Source organism: Pseudomonas sp. VI4.1, from assembly GCF_002029345.1.
Classification (GTDB): domain Bacteria; phylum Pseudomonadota; class Gammaproteobacteria; order Pseudomonadales; family Pseudomonadaceae; genus Aquipseudomonas.
Genome location: NZ_MULM01000181.1, coordinates 137,504 through 155,905 on the forward strand (window position 1 = coordinate 137,504; position 18,402 = coordinate 155,905).

The following is an 18,402-nucleotide window of genomic DNA, read 5'->3' on the forward strand; positions in this document are numbered from 1 at the left end:
TTTCAAACCCCTCTAGAAGCGGAAAGTAAGATCGACCATCAGGCGCAGATCGGTTTCCCGCTCTCCGTCATATGGCCGGTTGATCGCGCTCAACATACCGCCGACCTCCAACACGTCGTTCCAGCTGTAACGCTGGCCATAGCCCAACAGGGCCATGCCTCCGGTGGAGTGATATTTCTGGGTGTAAGTACCCGCGCCGACCTGGAACTGCTGACTCCATCGGGTTTCATAGCGCTCGTAGAGCATGTGATTGACGCTGACCATCGGCAGGACGCTGAGATCGGACTTGGGGTTGAAATACGGCACGTCTTCAGACAGGGAGTTGTGGCTGGCGCCGACTTCCAATCCCAGATCGACTTGCACGTTCGGTGCGCTGTAGATGCCTTCGCGCCCGGTGAGCAAGGCTTCGACGCGGTCGTTGCCGTCGCTGAAGTGGGACGGGCTGAGCGCGAATTTCCACTCGCGACTTTCATTGGCCCGCCAGCGAATGAAACCGCTGCCGCCATTGGCCGTGATGTCGCTGTTCAAGGCCCGCAACGGCGTCGCCGCGGCGAAATATTCCAGGCTGGCGCCGTACTGCCAGTAATCGTTGATGTCATGGGCGAACGCCAGACGCGCGCCCTGCTTGGAACCGAAGCCATAGGAGTGGTTGGAGACTTCCGCTTCCAGGGTCAAGTCGCGGGTCCGGCGTTCGAGCCCGACGCGCTGGAAGTTATGGTTACCGGTCCCTTCCTGGAAGTCGCCTTCGGCATAACCGGCACCGGCGAACACACGCCAGTCTTCACCGATGGGTGGGCTGTACAGGACGGTTTCGATGCCGAAATCTTTACTGCCGTTGACCGCGCCGACGTTGTCGTCATCACCGCCATAAGTCTTGCCGCCGAACGCTTCTACGCGCAGCTCGAACATGTCATGGACCTCACGCTGACGTTGCAAGCGCTTGACCTGACTATTCTCGGGAAAACGCGCGACCACATCGTCGGTCAGCGCATCCATCTGCCGCCATTCCTGCAGGTCCGTGGCAGTGTGGGCCTGGGCGATTTCCAGGTTAATGTCCCGCGGGGCCATGGCCTCGGCTTCCTTGAGCTTGCTCTCGGCAAGCCGCGGCCAGCCTCGCGCCAGGTACAGATCGGCCTGGGCCACACGCAGTCTGATGTTGCCCGGCGCCTGCTCGACCAAGGCCTGCAGGCGCTCCTCGCCATGGGGCAGATCGGAACTGTAAGTCCCGGCCTGGGCAGCGAGTTGTTGCGCGTCCATCCATTCGTCGTTGGGGTTGCCTCCGGGCAGGCCCTTGAGCTGGACGCGTGGTCGCTGGGCTTTGGCCAGGTCCTCGGCGACTACGCGCGCCTCCTCGGCGTTGCCACTTTCGAGCAGGGCATAGTAAAGCGCGGTGGTGTCTTGCAAACGGTTGCCAGGATCGGCATCCGGCGTGAGCAGGATCGCACGATACATATCGGTGGCGATTTCCGGTTCGCGCTCGTCCAGGTAGGACGCGGCGACCCAACGCTGGGCGTAGACCGGCACTTCCACACCTTCGGCCTGCAGCTTGTGGTATTCGCTGATGACCTCGGCGGAGCGGGAGCGGGCGTTGAGGGCACCCATGCGGTCGATGCGCCAGCGGATGACGTCGTCTTTAGCCTGCGGATCCGCGGACCAGGCGGAAATCAATTTGTCGTAATCGGCCAGGGCCCGATCAGCGATCACATAGCGCTCTGCTTCGCCGCGGGTCGGCATTTCAGCCAGACGCACACGTTCTGCGGCCAGGTCGCCTTCGAGGTGACGTATCGTGACCGGATCGATCAACCCGGGGCGCTGACGGGCCAGGCGCAAGGCAGGCTCCGGCAGGTGAGCCCGTTGCATCGCACGCACATACTCCTTGGCGACTTCTGGATCGTTACCGGAACGGACAAAGGCCTGATCGTATTCGAACAACGAGTCGTACTCTTTGCCGGCACGATTCAAGGCGTAGCCCAGGGCCATCCGGCGGGAGACGTCATTGGGTTGGGCCGCCACCAGCGCTCTGGCACGCGTCACCGCCTGGTCGGGCTTGTCGGAGTCAGCCTGGTTCAGCGCCATCCCCAGCTGCAATTCCTGGTTTTCCGGGTCGATGGCCAAGGCCTTGTTGTAGACCCGGTTCGCATCGTCCCAGCGGCCCTTGTTGCGGTAGGCCCGCGCAGTGGCGGTCAGGGCTGCAACCGGCAGGTCCAGATTGCGTCCCTGGGTTTCATAGACCTTGATCACTTCGGCGTCCAGGCCGGCCCAACTGGCGATCTGCAAGTGATCGCTGATCTGATCGGTGGTGGCCTGGTCCGGCGGTACCTGACGCAGCGCGGTGAGCGCGGGCGTGTAGTGACCGGCTCGGGCATCGAGCACCATTTCATCGTAAGGGGTGTTTGCAAACGCTAACATCGGCCAGATCAACTGGCTGCACAACGCGACGCGAAACAGCGGTCGCATACCACGTTGAACAAAAGGGGCAACAATACTCGGCATACGTCAGCATCCTTACATGGCCAGCCGGGCCGCAATGCCCTTTTTGCCCTTTCGTATCGGAAAGCTGGTCCAGGTGACCCAGCCAAACTTTATTTAAAGGCAGTCTTGCATGCGAACTCGCTGGGTAATTGGGAACACAATAATTGTTCAGATTCGTGAAACTGCAGGCACCGGCCATCGTCCTGTCTTAAATGCCAGACAGCAAAACGCCCGACGTCTGCTGGGAGCAGAGGCCGGGCGTGCGGTGTGTAAGCCCCGGTTTTACTGGATGTTTCCAGCCCCCCCAAGCTTACTCATCACGAAGCCGGCAAATTCTTCGACCGTCATTTTCTGGCCGTTGAACTCCACCTGATTGTTAGCGTAGTGCAGTTTGGTGACGATGCTACTGCCGTCGAGTTTTGCGAGCTGGGCACCGATCGCCATGCTGGCGAACATGTCGGCGGTGGCGGTGGCCTGGTCGGCAATGAGCTTGGCGTCGGTCTGACCGTCGATTTGCCCCTGGACGCTAAGCAAATCAACGAGCATGGGCTTGGACACCTGCAGATTGACGTCCAGCAGGGCGATCAGTTGCCGGGTCAGTTGATCCGGTGGCAAGTCCATGGACTTGGGCTTGGTCAGGTCGAGCACCAGATTGGCGCGGCTTTCACCGTTGGCGGTGTGGAACGACAGGTTCTCCAGAGCAATCTGCGGACCGGCAGCCAGCAATTTCTCCAGACCGGTCTTGACCTGGGCCTCTTCGGCCGGGGTCAGGACCAGCTCCGGTACGGGTTCACCGGCGGCAGCGGCCTCGGCGGCGGCTTTCTCGTACGGTTGCAGCTTCGTCTGGTAAATCTGCACCAGCGACTGGGTCGCCGGGATGTCGAGGTTCTTCAAGCTCATGGCCATCTGGGCAGAACCGACAGTCTTGCCGTTGAAGGACACTTCGCCCACCTTGTAATCGGCACGCCCTGAAGCGCTGGTGCCCGATTCCTCGGTCTTGTTCTTCATTTCAAATTTCTTGAAACCCAGTATCGACTGCCTGGCGCCAAAGGTGGTTTTGCTGTCGGTCAGCTCAAGGGTGTTCTCGCCGGTGTAGTAGCCGTAGGTGCTTTTTTCCAGGTTGCTGGCGAAAGTCAGGCCGTTCATCTCAACCTTCACCGGCGTCTGGTCTTCAGCCACCGTGGTCAGCGTCAGGCTATCCATGTAGCCGTTGGCCTTGACCTTCTGCGCCTGGGCGCTGGCCGCGACGTCGAGGTTGAGGCCGGAAAACTTCAGGTTGGACTTGTCATCCAGGGCCACGTCCAGCGGCAGCATCTGCAGGATGCCGTTGGTGGAATTGTCGTAGCCGATGTTGACCAAGCCGGTGAGCGGGGATTTGTCCTTGGCCGCGATGAACCATTTTTCGGTGGTCGGGGTTCTTTCCAGCTCGTAGTGACTGGTGGCCATGACCGGCAGCCACTTCAGCGATACCAGGCGCGAAAACGGCAGCGGGCCATGTTCGATGTGATCGACGAATAACAGCTCTAACGGTGCTTCGCCGAACATTTCGCCTTCGCCCTTGAGGCGATAGTGCGCGGTGCTGCTGAATACATTGCGCTCCAGCGACACCAGCTCCAGGGACGCCGTGCCTTTGGAACCCACCAGCGCGGCCTGCAATTCCTTGTTGGCGTCGGCGATCGAGGTGTTGAGCACGCCTTCGAGCTTGGTACCGGTGTACCAGGCACCGCCGGCACTGATGACACCGATGGCCGCGACAATTCCCAGAAGCACGCCTGCTGATTTATTCATGAGTTACCCAGTCAATGTCCATTGTTGAAGGTGTGGTCGTCTTCCCTGAACCCTTGACGGGTACGGCTCGACTCCGCTGAAAAGTGGGATGCAGATTAGCATCAGGCGCACCGGGTGCCCCAATGATTAAAGGTTAAAGAGTGTCTATGGACCGTGCGTGGGGGGTGAGAGTTTCGGCGGTCATGAGATCGCCTTCGCTGGCAAGCCAGCTCCTACAGGATTCGCGTGATTCCTGTAGGAGCTGGCTTGCCGGCGAAGGCGTCAGCCCAGGCAACATCAATTCAGGAATACTGAACCTCAATCTCATCCAGCTGATGATCAAAGCTCTTCAGCCGCGCCGTCCAGGTATAAACCAGCACCTCAAAATCGCGATTGATCACCGCCCCGCCCGTCACTTCCGCGCGCGGGTCGCAGAAGTCCAGTTGATAGCGCTCCCGGGCCATGGCGGTGGCGACATCGGCGAGTTCGCGGGCATTATTGAGCCAATGTCGGCCGTCTTCGGCGATCTGCTTGTCCAACTCCAGACATTGCTTTTTCAACGTTTCGAGGCTTTTTTCCAGCGGTGTGCCGGTGAGTTCGCCCATGACCTCCTGGAACGTGCGCCCCGGTTGCCAGTAGCTGCCCCAGAAATACCGGTCAAACACCGTTTCGACGCGACGCAACGCCACCTTGGTGTCCCAGATCAGCACCAGGGTCTTGCCTCGTTCGCATTGCCTTTTTTTGATGCGCTGCCCCTGGACCGACGCCACGGCCACCACCACGATCGCCATCACGGCAATCAGCGCGGCGGCGCTGTCGAGGAAAATCAGTGCCGTGTCGATCTGGTGGGCCAGCATGATGCCGTAGAAATAAGTGGCCGAGAGCAGCACCAATGCTGCAATAGCGCACCAGAAGCCGGGAGCATAAGGGTTTTTCATTATTGGTATCCCCAAGACCAACGCGTGCCTGGATCGATGAGTTCGGCAAGCGATCCCATCAAGTCAAAGCATAGCAACGGCCTCAGGGTTTGCCGGGGTTAGAGGCTTGCGTTCGTCCGCTTTCCCAGCCACCGCCCAACGCCAGGAACAAATCGATCTGGCTCATGGCAACCTGGGTGTTGGCGGCGGCCAATTGCGCCCGTACGTCGGTGTACGTGCGCGTGGCTTGCAGATCGGCCAGGAACGAGGCACGTCCGGCGGTGAAAAAGCGGTGGGTCTGGTCCGCGGCCAGTTGCGCCGACTGCTCTGCATCCGCCAAGGCGTCGCGGCGTTGCAGCAAGGCGGAGTACTGGGCCAGGCCGGTCTGGGTTTCGCGGATGGCGTTGAGCACCACGCCGTCGAAATGCGCCAGCGCGCCCTGGGTCGTCGCTTCGGCCTCGCGGATTCGCGCCCGGGAGCCGTTGGATGGCACGGTCCAGGTCAGCAATGGGCCGAAGCCCCAGCGATTGGTCGCCGGTTTGCCGAGGTTTTCCAGGATGCCAATGGTACCGACGGATGCGCCGATGCTGATGTCCGGGTACAACTCGCCGGTGGCGATACCAATGCCGGCCGTCGCGGCAGCCAGTCGGCGCTCGGCCTGCCGCACGTCGGGGCGGCGTTTGAGCAAGGTTGCACCGTCACCTGCCGGCAACAATTGCGCGATTTTCGGCAGTTCGGCGCAGCTGGCGGTGCCCGACGGCAGCTGATCCAACGGTTTGGCCAGTAGCATCGACAAACGGAACAGGCCAGCCTGGCGTGCCGCTTCATAGCGCGGCATGTCGGCGCGCAAAGACTTGAATTGGGTTTGCGAGCGGGTGACCTGGGTTTCATCGCCACGCCCGGCGTCACGCAAACGCTGGATCAGCGTGGTGCCCTGGGCTTGGAGGTCGAGGGAATGCTGGGCGATTTCCCGCTCTTCGTTGGCCGCGCAGACCTGGGTGTAGGCCCGAACGACGTCGGCCACCAGGGTGATCCGGGCCGTATCCGCGGCCGCCTTGGTCGCATCGGCATTGGCCTTGGCCGCTTCGATCCCGCGCTGCAAGGTACCGAACAGGTCGAACTGATACGAGGTGGTAATGCCAATGTCGCCGACGTTGGCCACCGGCACTTTCTCCGGCAGCAAGAACGCTTCGCCGGACTCCTGCAACCGCTGGGCGCCGATCTTCACGCCGCCATGCCAGCCGCCTGCGGCCTGCGCTTCGTCGACCTGCGCGCGAGCCCGGGACAGATTCGCCGCCGCCACCCGCAAGTCGGTATTGGACGCCATGGCCTGCTGCACCAGCTGATCAAGGCGTGGATCCTGATACAGCCGCCACCAATCGCCGGGCACCGGCGCCGAGACAACATTTTTGCCGTCCGTTGCCAGCTCGCCCTGCAGGTCTTCACGGTGCACGGCGGCTTCATCCGGCAGATGATAATCCGGCCCGACCACCTGGCAGGCCGACAGCAACAGGCCCAATCCAGCAATAGCTAAAACCGGAACCCTGCTCATGGCGCAGCCTCCCGGGTTTGATCGTCCATGATCGACACCGTCGCCGTGCGGCCGGCAATCATGCGAAAGTCCGCCGGCACCTCGTCGAAGGCAATTCGCACCGGAATCCGCTGGGCCAGCCGCACCCAACTGAACGCCGGGTTGACGTTGGGCAGCAGGTTGCTGCCGCTGCTGCGATCGCGGTCTTCGATGCCGGCGACGATACTTTCCACGTGCCCGCGCAGGCGTGCACGGTCACCGACCACCCGAATGTCGACGCGCTGACCGACATGAATACCATCGAGCTTGGTCTCTTCGAAATAGCCATCGATGTGAAAGGAATTGCTGTCCACCACCGACAACACCGGGCGTCCGGCGGTGACGAATTCCTGATTGCGCGGCGCACGGTCATTGACGTAGCCATCCACCGGGCTGCGGATGGTCGAACGGTCGAGGTTGAGCTGGGCACTGTCCACTGCCACCTGGGCTTCCATCAGCGCCACCTCGGCCCGCGCCACCCGGGACTGGCTTTCTTCCAGTTGCTCGCCCGGTACCAGATTGCCAAGGCCACGGTTGCGTTTGGCTTCCCGTTGCGCCTGAGCCAGAGTCTCCTTACGGTCGGCAACCGCCGCCTTCGCCTGGCGCAGAGCCAGTCTGAAACGGTCCTGGTCGATGCTGAACAGCACCTGGCCACGTTTCACCCACTGGTTGTCGCGTATATCCACCTGCTGGATCAGACCGGAGACGTCCGGGGCGATCTGCACGATGTCGGCACGAATGTGCCCGTCCCGGGTCCAGGGCGCGAACATGTAATACATCACCATGCGCCAGACGACGACAACGGCGAAGGTCACGATCAGCAGGGTCAGCACCACGCGACCGAGGGTCAAAAACGGTTTTTTCATGTCATCAGGTATCGACTGAGTGAGTCCACGGCGCCGAGCAGCAAAGCGTAGAGAGCCACGTTGAACAATGCCCGGTGCCAGACCAGACGGTAAAAGTGCAGGCGCGTGAGCAACCCGTGCACCAACAGGTACAACATGTACGTAATACCCATCAGCACCAGGAACGTCGGCAGGAACACTCCGCTGATATCCAGATCACCGATCATAAAGGCGCTCCATCGATGCCATGGGGCAGCGGTTCTTCAAGCTCGGCGGTGCCGACGAACTCCACGCCCGGCAGCAACGCCAGGCGCAGCCCGCTCAGGGCATGCAGCAGGTGCAGACGCGCGCCGTCGTCGCAATCGCGATTCAGGGCGCGACGCGCGCGGTCCATGGTCATCAACAACGGGCTCGGCGCTGGCAGACGTTCGCCAGCCTTCAGGCACGCTTTGAAGTACTCGCCAACTTCGGCCACCACCTGGTGCAACACCGCTTGCGGCACACCGAACACTCGCGGCGTATAGGCGAGCAAGTCGAGCAGGTTCAGGGCCACGCGCACTTCGCGCAGCGCGATGCCGGTGTCCTGGCCGATCATGGCCAGCCGCGGCAGATGCTGCATCAGGCGATCGAGGATGTGCACGCCCAACTGCCGGTGTTCGGCCAACGAGGCCGGCCCGGTGAGGCTGACAATGTCGCGCCAGCTGAAACGGGTCAGGCGCTTGGCCGCCAGTTCCGCACCGAACGGCCGCGCGATCAGGGTCCAGACAAAGGCGAACAGCAAACCCACGGGGCCGGCCAGGTTGGAATTGACGAAGCTGAGGAAGTCCGCGTCGTAGGCCCCCTGAATGCTGATGAAAGACGAGGTATTGACGAGCGTCAGCAGCATGCCCAGGTAGAACTGGGGCTTGACCGTCAGGGTGCCGATGCAGATGAAGGGTACGGCGAACGCCAGCACCAGCATCGGGAAGTCATGCAGGTTAGGCAGGATCAAAAACAGATAGAGGCTGGCGAACAGCACCGACATCGCCGTCCAGAAAAAGAACCGGTAGATCTGCGGTGCCGGATCGTCCATCGAGGCGAAGAAGCTGCACGCCACCGCTGCCAGAATCACTGCGGAGCCACCGTCGGTCCAGCCGAGCAGAATCCACAGCACCGACGCGACAATGATCGCCGTGACCGTGGACGCCGCCGAATAGAGCATCAGCCCACGGTCGAGAAATGGCGACAAGCGCCCGAGCCGCCAGTGCCGATACACCGCGCGCCAGCTGTCCTGGCTTTCGCACTGGATGGCGTATTGCAGGCTGCGACAGTCCTGCCACAAATCGATCCACTCACCCAGGCGGTACAGGGCATTGGAAAACAGCAACTGCTTGCGATCGTCCAAGGCCTCGGCGGAGGGTTGCAGGGCTTCGAGCTGGTTTTTCAGTGCCTGCCAACGGCCGAGATCGGCATTGTGCTGCGCAAGCCACTCGGCGCTCGCAGTCAGCAGCGGCGAAAACCTGGCCACCAACTCGGGCGTGCGTCGTTCAAGGGCATAGAGCGCGTCGTCGAGCGCGTCGATCACCGGCAACAGGTGAATCATGCGTCCGCGCAGTTCCTTGGTATTGCGCACGGTTTGCGGCCGCGCGCCTTCATGGGGCAGTTGGCCGATCATCAGTTCCAGGGTATTGAATGTCGCGACCATCGATGCGCGCAGGGCGCTGACCTGGTCCGGCTGCACGTTGCGGCTGAGGAATCGCAGGCTGTAGGTCGAAGCATCGGTAAACCATTTACTCACCGAATCGTTGAACACCGGCGCCAGCCGCCTTGGCCAGAACATCGCACCCACCACCGCCGCAACGGCGATGCCGAGAAAGATTTCTTCAGTGCGCGCTTCCGCCACGTCCCACACCGCCAGCGGATTATCCACCACCGGCAAGGCGATCAGCGGCAAGGTATAACCCGCCAGCATCAGCGCATAACTGTTGGCCGTGCGCAGGTGCAGGGACAAAAACAGCAGCGTCCCGGTCCACAGCGCGATGACCACCACCAATACATACGGACTCTGGACAAACATCGGCACGAAAAAAACCGCGGCCGCGGCACCAAGCAGCGTGCCGACCGCGCGGTACAACGCCTTGGAACTGGTCGGGCCGACAAAGGGACTGGAAACGATATAAACCGTGGCCATTGCCCAATAGGGACGGGGCATTTGCATGAGCATGGCGATGTACAACGCGATCATCGAGGCCGCGAACGTGCGCGCACCGTAGAACCAGTCCCGCGCCGGGGGCATGCCGGTGAAAAAACCTTTCAAGGATTGGCCACCGGTGAAAGATTGGCCGATTCGAAGGCTTTGAGAACCCGCAGCGTCGCTTCCAGATCACTCTGCTCGATGCCTGCGAGCACTTCGTGACGCAAGCGCACCAATTCGATCTCGACCGCTTGTACCACCTCCCGACCGGTCGCAGTCAGGCTCAGGCATTTGGCGCGCCGGTCATGGGCGTCTTCGGTACGACAGACGTAGCCGGCATGACACAGCTGGTCCAACAGACGCACCAGCGACGGGCTTTCCATCCCCGCCGCCTGCGCCACCGCGACCTGCCGCACGCCATCGCCCAATCGCCCGATCATCAACAACGGGACGGCGCAGGCTTCGGAGACTCCACAGTTGACCAGCGTGGCCTGGCAGATTTTGCGCCAATGCCGGGCGGCCACCACCATGGAGCTGCTGATGTTCATCTGGAGGACGTCGAGGTTTTTCGGCACGAAGGACAACACACACTGTTAGTTTGCTAACTATCAATATGACATTTGTCGGGAAATCTGGTCAAGTTTTGTAACAAATTTTTGCGACCGAAGAGCTTACGGTCGGAGGTATTCAACTGCGCTCGAAAACATCCGCGGGGACCATGTATCCAGGTTTATACCCCCCGCCCCTTCCTCAGCAGCACATCCAGTTGATCCACCACCTCCGCCCAATCCGCGTCATCCAGAATTTCCTCCCGCAAAAGCTCCGCCTGGCTCTCGCTCCAGAAAAAAGCGTCCGCCAGATGCAGTTCCGGTTTAAGCGGTGAATGCGTGGCGATGAATTTGTCGATGCTTTCGGCGTCATCAGGCAGGCCAAGTTGTTTGAAGAGCGAGGGGAGGCTGTGGGTTGGGGATTGCATGTCTGGGATCCTTGGTGAATGAAATATTATTCGCGAGCAAGCTCGCTCCTACAGGGTATACACGATGCCTGTAGAGCGGGCTGGCCCGCGATGGCGGCACAACTGACGCTGCAACACTCAACTACTCAACTCTCGCACCTCGGCATGCGGCACCATTTTCAGAAACTCCGGCATGTTCATGTGCAGCAGGTTGGTGTGGTTGCCGGCTTCCAGATAAATATCTTTCTGCCGGGTCAGCAGCGGATCGATAACCACATCCAGCCCATAGGCCTCACCCAAGGCGGGCACGGCGCCGCGTTCGCAATCATCAAACAGGTGCGGCAGGTTGCTTTCCCGTGAGACCTGCCATTCGCCACTGCTGCGAACTTTGCTCAGGTCCAGGTGGCGGCTGGCGGGGAGGACGGCCATCAGGTAATGACCATGGTGATCGTCGAGGATGACCGATTTGGCCACCCGCTCGGCAGGAATGCCCGCGACTCGCGCCGTTTCAAGGCTGCTGGCCGAGTGTGGGTGGGTGACGATGTCATATTCGCATTGAGCCTTGTCCAGGCTTCTCTGCACGGTTCTTGCCATACGCATGATGCACCTCGGTGTCCACAGACAGTGTCTGGTGGACGATGGTTAACACTTTTCTCTGTACTGAAAGTCTAGGCCCGCTGGTGCAAACAAGAGGGAAATCTGCCCACCGGACAACGTCAACAACTGATCAAAATTCGTACAATTCATAGCTCGACTAGACTGTATGGATGAGCTAACGCGGACTGCCTGACTCAGCGCGGTGCTCTCAGGTTCATCGTCGGAACGCCGCCCGGAGCAAGCTCGCTCCTACAAGGGGGGTCAAGTGAACATTCGTTGCTGTGCGGTTGCGCTGTTGTTGGCCTTGAGCGGCTCGGTCTTCGCCGCGGACACGGTGGTCCTGCTGACGCCCAACCCCATCGGGATCTGGCTGATCACGTTTGGCATCGCGTTTCTGATTGCCGAAGCGGCACTGCCCAATTACGGCGTAATCGGTTTGGGCGGCATTGTGTTGTTCGTGATCGGTGCGGTGATCCTGACCAACACGGAGGTGCCGGTGCCGCTGATGATCGGCCTGGGACTGATCAGTGCCCTGTTGTTGCTCTTCCTGCTGATCCAAGCCCTGAAAACCCGACCGCGCCACACCGTCAGCGGCGATGCAGGACTGGTAGGCAGCGTGACCGCGATAAAATCGTTGCAGGCCGGCAATGCCTGTAACGGCTGGGTGCACCTGCAAGGAGAGCAGTGGCAGGTACTCAGCACCACGCCGCTGCAACCCGGGCAGCGAGTCCGGGTGGTGGCTCGCAAGGGACTGCTGTTGGAAGTGGCCGCGGCTGACGCGCGCCGGGTGGAGAATAACCATGGGCCTGCAACTGGGTTTTGCCGCGCTGCTGTTATTGCTGATTGCACTGGCGGGGTCGACCTTTCGTATCCTGCGCGAATACGAGCGCGGAGTGGTGTTCCAGCTCGGACGCTTCTGGCAGGTCAAGGGCCCCGGCCTGATCCTCCTGATTCCAGTGGTGCAGCAGATGGTTCGCGTCGACTTGCGTACCGTGGTCCTCGACGTGCCGCCGCAAGACGTCATCACTCGCGACAACGTCTCGGTCAAGGTCAACGCGGTGCTGTATTTCCGTGTGCTCGATCCGCAGAAGGCGATCATCCAGGTCGAAGACTTCCTGATGGCCACCAGTCAATTGGCCCAGACCACGTTGCGGGCGGTGCTCGGCAAACACGAGCTGGATGAACTGCTGGCCGAACGCGAGCGCTTGAATGTCGATATCCAGCAAGTGCTTGATGCCCAGACTGACGCCTGGGGCATCAAGGTGGCCAATGTCGAGATCAAGCACGTGGACCTCAACGAATCGATGGTGCGCGCGATCGCCAAACAGGCCGAAGCCGAACGGGAACGTCGGGCCAAAGTGATCCATGCCGAAGGCGAACTGCAAGCTTCGGAAAAACTGATGCAGGCCGCTGAAATGCTCGGCCGCCAGCCGGGCGCCATGCAGCTGCGGTATATGCAGACGCTGAGTTCGATCGCCGGCGACAAGAGCTCGACCATCGTCTTCCCGCTGCCGATCGAATTGCTCAAGGGGATGGCGAATTTGTCGGCAAAGGAGTGAGTTGAACGTGACGGCCTCAAAAGATCGCAGCCTGCGGCAGCTACAGGGAAGCTGTGTACCCCTGTACCAGTTGCCGCAAGCTGCGATTTTTTGAAACGTTAGCGCTGCGCTGTCTCAACCACCGGGTACACCGACTCCCATCCCCCGCCCAACGCCTTGTACAACCCGACCATCGCCAGCGACACGCCGGTCGAGCTTTCGACCCACTGTTGTTGAGTCGCCAGCAACTCGCCTTGCACGGTAAGGACGTTGACGAAATCCACCACCCCTTCCACATATTGCTGTTGGGCCGTGCGCAAGGCGATCCGGTTCTGGCGTACGGCTTCGGCGAGGTGGTCGCGGCGCAGCTGGCTGGCGTTGTAGGCGGACAGTTGATCATCGATCTCATGCCAGGCGCGCAGTACGGTGTGCTGATAGGCGAGTGCGGCTTCCTGCTGTTGTGCTTCACGCAGCTGCAGCATGCCGCGCAAGCGTCCGCCATCGAACAGCGGCAGGCTGAGCTGCGGACCGATACCGAAGGCGCGCGAGCCCCAGGAACCAAAATCGCTCAGCTGCATGGCTTGGGAGCCGACATTGCCCGACAGGGTGATCCGCGGATAGAAATCGCCCTTGGCCACGCCGATGCTGGCGGTGGCGGCATGCAGGCGCGCTTCGGCCTGGCGGATGTCCGGGCGGCGTTCGGCCAATTGCGACGGCAGCCCGATGGCTATCTGGCGCGGGGTTTGCGGCACGGCAGCCTCTGTGGATAACTCGGCATGCAATGCCTGGGGTGGCTCGCCCATCAACAGGCTCAGGGCGTTGATCAGTTGCGACTGACGCTGCTCCAGTGCCGGCAGGCGCGATTCGATGGCGGCGACCTGCGCGGCGGCCTCGGCGACATCCAGATCGGTGGCGACGCCGTCGGCCAGGCGCAGCTGCGAGAGCTTCAGGCTATGGCGGGCGACGTCGAGGTTCTGCTCGGTGACGACTCGGGTACTTTGCACACCGCGTAGCTGTATATAGTCCTGGGCGGTTTCGGCGAGGACTGATAACAGCACGCCGCGGCGGTCGTTTTCCGCGACTTCCAGGGTCGCATCGGCGGCCTCGGTTTCGCGGCGCACCCGGCCCCAGAAGTCCAGCTCCCAGGACGCGGAGAAGCCGGCGTCCCACAGATTGAATGCAGAGTCGCCATTGTTGCCCGACGGATCGTTCAGGCCTTTGCCGCTGTTGCGTTTACGCCCGTAGCTGCCCGTGGCGGCGGTATTGGGGTAACGCTCGGCGGTGATCACCTGACGCGCGGCGCGACTTTGCTGCAAGCGGCTGCTGGCGAGTTTCAGGTCGAGGTTGTCGCTCAGGGCGCGCTGGATCAGGGCCGAGAGTTGCGGGTCGTGGAACACCTCCCACCAGCGTTCGTCCATGGTTTCGGTGACGGCTTGACTGGCGGCGGCTGTTGCCGGTTTCGACCACTTGGCGACTTGTTGCGCCTGAGGTTTGTGGAAGTCCGGGCCGACGGTGCAGGCTGAGAGGCCCATGACGAGCAAGGCGCAAAGCGTTAGTTGGGGCATCCGGCCCCTTCGCGAGCAGGCTCGCTCCCACACTGGATCTCCTTTTGTGCATAAAGCTTGGGCACCCAGCAGATCAACTGTGGGAGCGATCCTGCTCGCGAAGGCGTCAGACCGATCGAAAAAGAACTTCATCGCTGCGCAACCTCATGTTCGCCAGCGCTCGCCGTATCGATCCTCGCCTCCACCGACATCCCCACCCGCAACCGCTCAGTCAGCGGCTGACCGGCATCCAGCACGATCTTCACCGGAATCCGCTGCACCACCTTGGTGAAATTGCCGGTGGCATTGTCCGGCTTGATCGAAGCAAAGGTCACCCCGGTGGCCGGGGCGATGCTCTCGACACGTCCGCGCAAGGCTTCGCCGCCAAGGCTGTCGACGCTTACCTGCACGCGCTGTCCCGGCTGCACGTCGGTCAATTGGGTTTCCTGAAAATTGGCGATCACATAAGCCTCAGCGAGCGGTACCACCGCCAGAATCTTGCTCCCGGGCGTGACATAGGCACCGACGCGCACTGCACGCTCGCCGACCATGCCGTCCTGCGGCGCAACGATGCGCGTATAGGACAGCTCATAGCTGGCCATTTCCAGCGCCGCTTGCGCCCGTTTCAATCCACCGTCGGCCGCGTCGCGTTGGGCGGCAAGGATCTCCACTTGCTTGCGTTCCGCGGCCAGTACCGCCGTGGCGTTGGCTAACCGCGCGCTGGCCTGATCGATGCGCGTGCGTGCTTGCTGAGCGTTCTGCACCGTACCGGCACCGACGCCGGCGAGGTGGTTGTAGCGGTTCAATTCATGCTCGGCGAAAGCCATCTCGGCTTTGGCCGAAACGACGGTTGCCTGGGCCTGGGCGATCACCGAAGTCTGACGTTCAAGGGTCGCCCGCGCATTTATCAGGTGCGCCCGCGCCACCAGTGTCTCGGCGTCGGCGGCCTGGGCGGCGGCACGCAGGTCGCGGTCATCGATGACCGCCAGCAACTGGCCGGCCTTGACCTGCTGGTTGTCTTCCACCAGCACATCCTTGATAAACCCGGCCACGCGCGGCGCCACCAGCGTGAAGTCCGCCGAGACAAAGGCGTCATTGGTGCTCTGTTGCGTACGCTGGCCGAAAATCCCCGGCGCCAGCAGATAAACCAGCACGCCGAGTGCCACCACCGCGACGGCGGCCACGGCCACTTTTTGCTTTGCTTGAGTCGTCATAAAAACCTTCTGTACCAGTGGAGCATTCAAGTCGGTGCGCGCGGTGGATAGATCCGCGTCGGCAGCCAGAAAATCAGCAGGATCAGCGCCAGGGCGACGCCGGCCATGCACAGATAAAGATCCGAAGCCGTCAGCACCACGGCCTGCTCGTGCAGCCGGTGGGCAAGGCCCGCGCTGTCGCTGTCGACCAGAGGCGAGTTACCGAGGCTGTCCACCAACATGCTCGAATGAAAGTGCAGCCTCGACGTGGTCAGCGCTTCGATCACACCCGTGGCGATCACCGCCGACAGGCCCTTCACGGTGTTGAACCAGGCCGAGGCGAACGGCCCTTCCAGTGGGCTGATGCTGCCGGTGGAGAGCATCAACAGCGGCAGCACCGCCATGGGCTGACCGAAGATTTGCAGCAGTTGCAGAGGGTAGAAATCGTCGCGAATCCACACCGACGTCAGCTGCGAACCGCCGATGCACGACAGCACCAGCATGCTCAGGCCTAAACCCAGCACCCAGCGACAATCGACCCAGCGCAAGTTGCACAGCGCCGCGACCAAGGGCAGCGCGATCAGTTGTGGCAATGCCGCGAGCAGCATGATCGGCGCAGTCTGCACCGGGCGATAACCCTGGACCTGAGCCAGGTAGCTCGACGGAATGATGATCACCGCCAACAGCACCACCAGCACCCCGGCCAGGGTCAGCAAGGCGAACGACAGGTTGCGGATGCCGAGCATCTGCATCTTGAAAAACGGCATCGGCTGCGACCATTCATTGATCAGGAACAGCACCATCAGTAACAGCCCGCCACCGAGCAATCCGCCGATCAGGCTCGACTCGAACCAGTCCAGTCGGTTGCCCTGCAGGATGCCGATCACCAGCATGCAGATCGCCGGAAAACCCAGCAGCAACCCGCGCCAGTTGAATTGCTTGAAACGCTCCAGGCGCAGCGGATCCCGGGGCAAGCCATAGGCGATCGCGACCATGGCAAGCAGGCACGGTGCGATGATTTGCCAGAAGGTCCATTGCCAGCCGACGTGCTCGGTCCATAACCCGGCCAACGGAGTGCCGAGGCCGGGACCGAAGGTGGCCGTCAGGGCGTAACCGGCCAGACCATAAAGCTTCACATTGGCCGGTAAAAAGCGCAGGGCAACCGTCATCAGCATCGGCGGCAGTGCGCCGCCGGCCAGGCCTTGCAGGGTCCGCAGGAGCAGCAGGCTTTCGTAATTCGGGGCGAACGGGCACAAAACGCCCAACAGGGTGAACGCACTGATCGCGCAGAGGGTGAACCGCCGCAACGAAAACGTCACCGCACACCAGGGGGCGAACGCCATGGCGGCCACCGAGGTCGCGGTGTAGCTGGCGACCAGCCAGGTGCCTTCGTCGTAGCCAATGGCCAACGCGCCGCGAATGTCGGCCAGGGCAACCTTGGTCACCATCTCGTTGAGGCCCGACACCAGCACCGCCAGCAACACACCCAGCAGGCCGATGATGATTCGCGGGCCGAACACCGGTGGCGTAGCGGCGGCAATCGGGCTGGCCGCGGCGAGAGGTGCCGTGACCGTGAGGGAAGTCATGTACTGCAAGCTCCGGGATTTTCAATACCGAAGCATTTTATGAAGTGCGTAACCTTACGAAAATTGACTTATCAACAGTTTATAAGTGCGTCCGATGCAGCAATACATCCCCTGTAGGAGCTGGCTTGCCAGCGAAAGCGGTGTGTCAGCCAATGAAGATGTTGAATGAAAAATCGCCTTCGCTGGCAAGCCAGCTCCTACAAGGGTCGGCGTTCAGTTTCAGGGGGTTTGTGCAGCCAGCCAAGTCGCATCGCAACAGGCCTTGAGCGTCTCACGCATCCACCGATGCGCCGGATCCTTGTCGAAACGCGGATGCCACGCCTGGGTCAGCATGAGGGTCGGCAGCGGAATCGGCAGGGTGAACGAACGCAGCTTCAACCCCAGGCGCCGCACACTCAGCAACGCCTCCTTGGGCACCGGCAGAATCAGATCGGAATCCGGCAACGCAAACATTGCCGCATGGAAACTCGGCGCAATCACCGCCACCCGCCGCTCCAGCCCCAAGGCATTGAGCGCCGTGTCGATCGGGCCACGGGCGATGCCGCGGCGGGACATGCTGATGTGGGCAAAACCGCGTAGCGCTCCGCCGTGATCTCTTGATCGAACAGCGGGTGGTCCTCGCGCACCAACCCGACAAAATGCGTGGAGAACAGGTTCTGCACTTTCACCTCCGGCATCAGCGGCCGGTTGTTACTGACGCTTAGATCGATACGTCCTTCACGCAACGCCTCGTCATCCCCGTCGCCCTCCGGGACAAAGCGCAATTCACAGAGCGGCGCCTGGCGTTCCATCGTGTCGAACAACTTGCCGCCGTAGACTCCCACGAAGAAATCGTTGGCGCGAATACTGAACCGCCGGCGCAAGCTCCCCAACTCCACTTCATCGGCGGAGCGAAACAGCACCGCCGCCTGCTCGACGACATCCCGCACCTGTTCGCGCAACGCCAGCGCCTTGGGTGTCGGCACCAGGCCACGCCCGGCACGCACCAGGATCGGATCGCCAATCGCCTCGCGAATCCGCGTCAGCGTGCGGCTCATGGCCGCCGGACTGAGATTCATCCGCCGGGCCGCGCCCACCACACTGCCCTCGTCGAGCAACGCGTCGAGGGCGACCAGGAGGTTCATGTCCGGAAGTTGCATGCTGAGCACTCTTGGCTGACCAGGATTGAGTCAAACACAATCCTATCAGCTATCCCCCCTGTAGGAGCAAGCTTGCCTCGCGATGAACGATAACGCGGTCTACCTG

Annotated in this window: 14 protein-coding genes and 2 pseudogenes; 2 read left to right on the top strand and 14 right to left on the bottom strand. The window is 61.6% G+C overall.

Translation table 11 applies throughout. The features are described from left to right. Positions 1-12: 12 nt before the first annotated feature. From pgaA to BZ163_RS29845, 10 genes are all read right to left on the bottom strand, one after another. Positions 13-2,493 (bottom strand): poly-beta-1,6 N-acetyl-D-glucosamine export porin PgaA, encoded by a 2,481-nt coding sequence (gene pgaA / locus BZ163_RS29800; RefSeq protein ID WP_128873903.1) that lies wholly within the window; start codon positions 2,491-2,493, stop codon positions 13-15. Between the two features lie 261 nt (positions 2,494-2,754). Next, a complete protein-coding gene (locus tag BZ163_RS29805) occupies positions 2,755-4,260 on the bottom strand; it encodes a YdgA family protein (protein WP_128873904.1) in 1,506 nt (501 codons plus the stop codon). A gap of 281 nt (positions 4,261-4,541) precedes the next feature. Further along, positions 4,542-5,177: an NADH:ubiquinone oxidoreductase subunit N gene (locus tag BZ163_RS29810; protein WP_128873905.1), complete on the bottom strand. Its 636-nt coding sequence runs from the start codon at positions 5,175-5,177 to the stop codon at positions 4,542-4,544. Positions 5,178-5,259: 82 nt separating this feature from the next. Continuing rightward, positions 5,260-6,708, bottom strand: a complete 1,449-nt coding sequence (locus BZ163_RS29815) for an efflux transporter outer membrane subunit (protein ID WP_128873906.1) — start codon at positions 6,706-6,708, stop codon at positions 5,260-5,262. Continuing rightward, a complete protein-coding gene (locus BZ163_RS29820; protein WP_128873907.1) occupies positions 6,705-7,592 on the bottom strand; it encodes an HlyD family secretion protein in 888 nt (295 codons plus the stop codon). Before BZ163_RS29820 ends, BZ163_RS29815 begins: the two co-directional genes overlap by 4 nt. Next, positions 7,589-7,798 (bottom strand): DUF1656 domain-containing protein, encoded by a 210-nt coding sequence (locus BZ163_RS29825; protein WP_128873908.1) that lies wholly within the window; start codon positions 7,796-7,798, stop codon positions 7,589-7,591. Before BZ163_RS29825 ends, BZ163_RS29820 begins: the two co-directional genes overlap by 4 nt. Then, on the bottom strand, positions 7,795-9,867 hold the full coding sequence (locus BZ163_RS29830; protein WP_128873909.1) for an FUSC family protein: 2,073 nt from the start codon (positions 9,865-9,867) through the stop codon (positions 7,795-7,797). The genes BZ163_RS29825 and BZ163_RS29830 overlap by 4 nt, the downstream gene beginning before the upstream one ends. Next, positions 9,864-10,292, bottom strand: a complete 429-nt coding sequence (locus BZ163_RS29835) for a MarR family winged helix-turn-helix transcriptional regulator (RefSeq protein WP_128873910.1) — start codon at positions 10,290-10,292, stop codon at positions 9,864-9,866. Before BZ163_RS29835 ends, BZ163_RS29830 begins: the two co-directional genes overlap by 4 nt. A gap of 182 nt (positions 10,293-10,474) precedes the next feature. Further along, complete coding sequence (locus BZ163_RS29840) at positions 10,475-10,720, bottom strand: DUF2789 domain-containing protein (RefSeq protein ID WP_128873911.1); 246 nt, start codon at positions 10,718-10,720, stop codon at positions 10,475-10,477. Between the two features lie 117 nt (positions 10,721-10,837). Further along, positions 10,838-11,299: an aminoacyl-tRNA deacylase gene (locus BZ163_RS29845; RefSeq protein WP_128873912.1), complete on the bottom strand. Its 462-nt coding sequence runs from the start codon at positions 11,297-11,299 to the stop codon at positions 10,838-10,840. Between the two features lie 262 nt (positions 11,300-11,561). On the opposite strand from BZ163_RS29845, the pseudogene BZ163_RS36615 reads away from it, so the two are divergent. Then, positions 11,562-12,094, top strand: a pseudogene (locus BZ163_RS36615) (NfeD family protein). Between the two features lie 2 nt (positions 12,095-12,096). Then, positions 12,097-12,855, top strand: a complete 759-nt coding sequence (locus tag BZ163_RS29855; RefSeq protein WP_128873913.1) for a slipin family protein — start codon at positions 12,097-12,099, stop codon at positions 12,853-12,855. A gap of 98 nt (positions 12,856-12,953) precedes the next feature. Here BZ163_RS29855 and BZ163_RS29860 read toward each other — a convergent pair whose 3' ends face one another. The 4 genes and pseudogenes from BZ163_RS29860 to BZ163_RS29875 form a co-directional block, all read right to left on the bottom strand. Next, positions 12,954-14,531: an efflux transporter outer membrane subunit gene (locus BZ163_RS29860; RefSeq protein ID WP_128873914.1), complete on the bottom strand. Its 1,578-nt coding sequence runs from the start codon at positions 14,529-14,531 to the stop codon at positions 12,954-12,956. Continuing rightward, on the bottom strand, positions 14,528-15,592 hold the full coding sequence (locus BZ163_RS29865) for an HlyD family secretion protein (RefSeq protein ID WP_128873915.1): 1,065 nt from the start codon (positions 15,590-15,592) through the stop codon (positions 14,528-14,530). Before BZ163_RS29865 ends, BZ163_RS29860 begins: the two co-directional genes overlap by 4 nt. A gap of 26 nt (positions 15,593-15,618) precedes the next feature. Continuing rightward, positions 15,619-17,157, bottom strand: coding sequence for an MFS transporter (locus BZ163_RS29870; RefSeq protein WP_128873916.1), 1,539 nt, complete (start codon positions 17,155-17,157; stop codon positions 15,619-15,621). Between the two features lie 219 nt (positions 17,158-17,376). Further along, a pseudogene (locus BZ163_RS29875) lies at positions 17,377-18,296 on the bottom strand (LysR family transcriptional regulator). Positions 18,297-18,402: the final 106 nt, after the last annotated feature.

Bases quoted from the DNA above. Each gene is read 5' to 3' on its own strand.
- pgaA (WP_128873903.1), bottom strand. From the start codon at position 2,493: ATGCCGAGTATTGTTGCCCCTTTTGTTCAACGTGGTATGCGACCGCTG.
- BZ163_RS29805 (WP_128873904.1), bottom strand. From the start codon at position 4,260: ATGAATAAATCAGCAGGCGTGCTTCTGGGAATTGTCGCGGCCATCGGT.
- BZ163_RS29810 (WP_128873905.1), bottom strand. From the start codon at position 5,177: ATGAAAAACCCTTATGCTCCCGGCTTCTGGTGCGCTATTGCAGCATTG.
- BZ163_RS29815 (WP_128873906.1), bottom strand. From the start codon at position 6,708: ATGAGCAGGGTTCCGGTTTTAGCTATTGCTGGATTGGGCCTGTTGCTG.
- BZ163_RS29820 (WP_128873907.1), bottom strand. From the start codon at position 7,592: ATGAAAAAACCGTTTTTGACCCTCGGTCGCGTGGTGCTGACCCTGCTG.
- BZ163_RS29825 (WP_128873908.1), bottom strand. From the start codon at position 7,798: ATGATCGGTGATCTGGATATCAGCGGAGTGTTCCTGCCGACGTTCCTG.
- BZ163_RS29835 (WP_128873910.1), bottom strand. From the start codon at position 10,292: ATGAACATCAGCAGCTCCATGGTGGTGGCCGCCCGGCATTGGCGCAAA.
- BZ163_RS29840 (WP_128873911.1), bottom strand. From the start codon at position 10,720: ATGCAATCCCCAACCCACAGCCTCCCCTCGCTCTTCAAACAACTTGGC.
- BZ163_RS29845 (WP_128873912.1), bottom strand. From the start codon at position 11,299: ATGCGTATGGCAAGAACCGTGCAGAGAAGCCTGGACAAGGCTCAATGC.
- BZ163_RS29855 (WP_128873913.1), top strand. From the start codon at position 12,097: ATGGGCCTGCAACTGGGTTTTGCCGCGCTGCTGTTATTGCTGATTGCA.
- BZ163_RS29860 (WP_128873914.1), bottom strand. From the start codon at position 14,531: ATGAAGTTCTTTTTCGATCGGTCTGACGCCTTCGCGAGCAGGATCGCT.
- BZ163_RS29865 (WP_128873915.1), bottom strand. From the start codon at position 15,592: ATGACGACTCAAGCAAAGCAAAAAGTGGCCGTGGCCGCCGTCGCGGTG.
- BZ163_RS29870 (WP_128873916.1), bottom strand. From the start codon at position 17,157: ATGACTTCCCTCACGGTCACGGCACCTCTCGCCGCGGCCAGCCCGATT.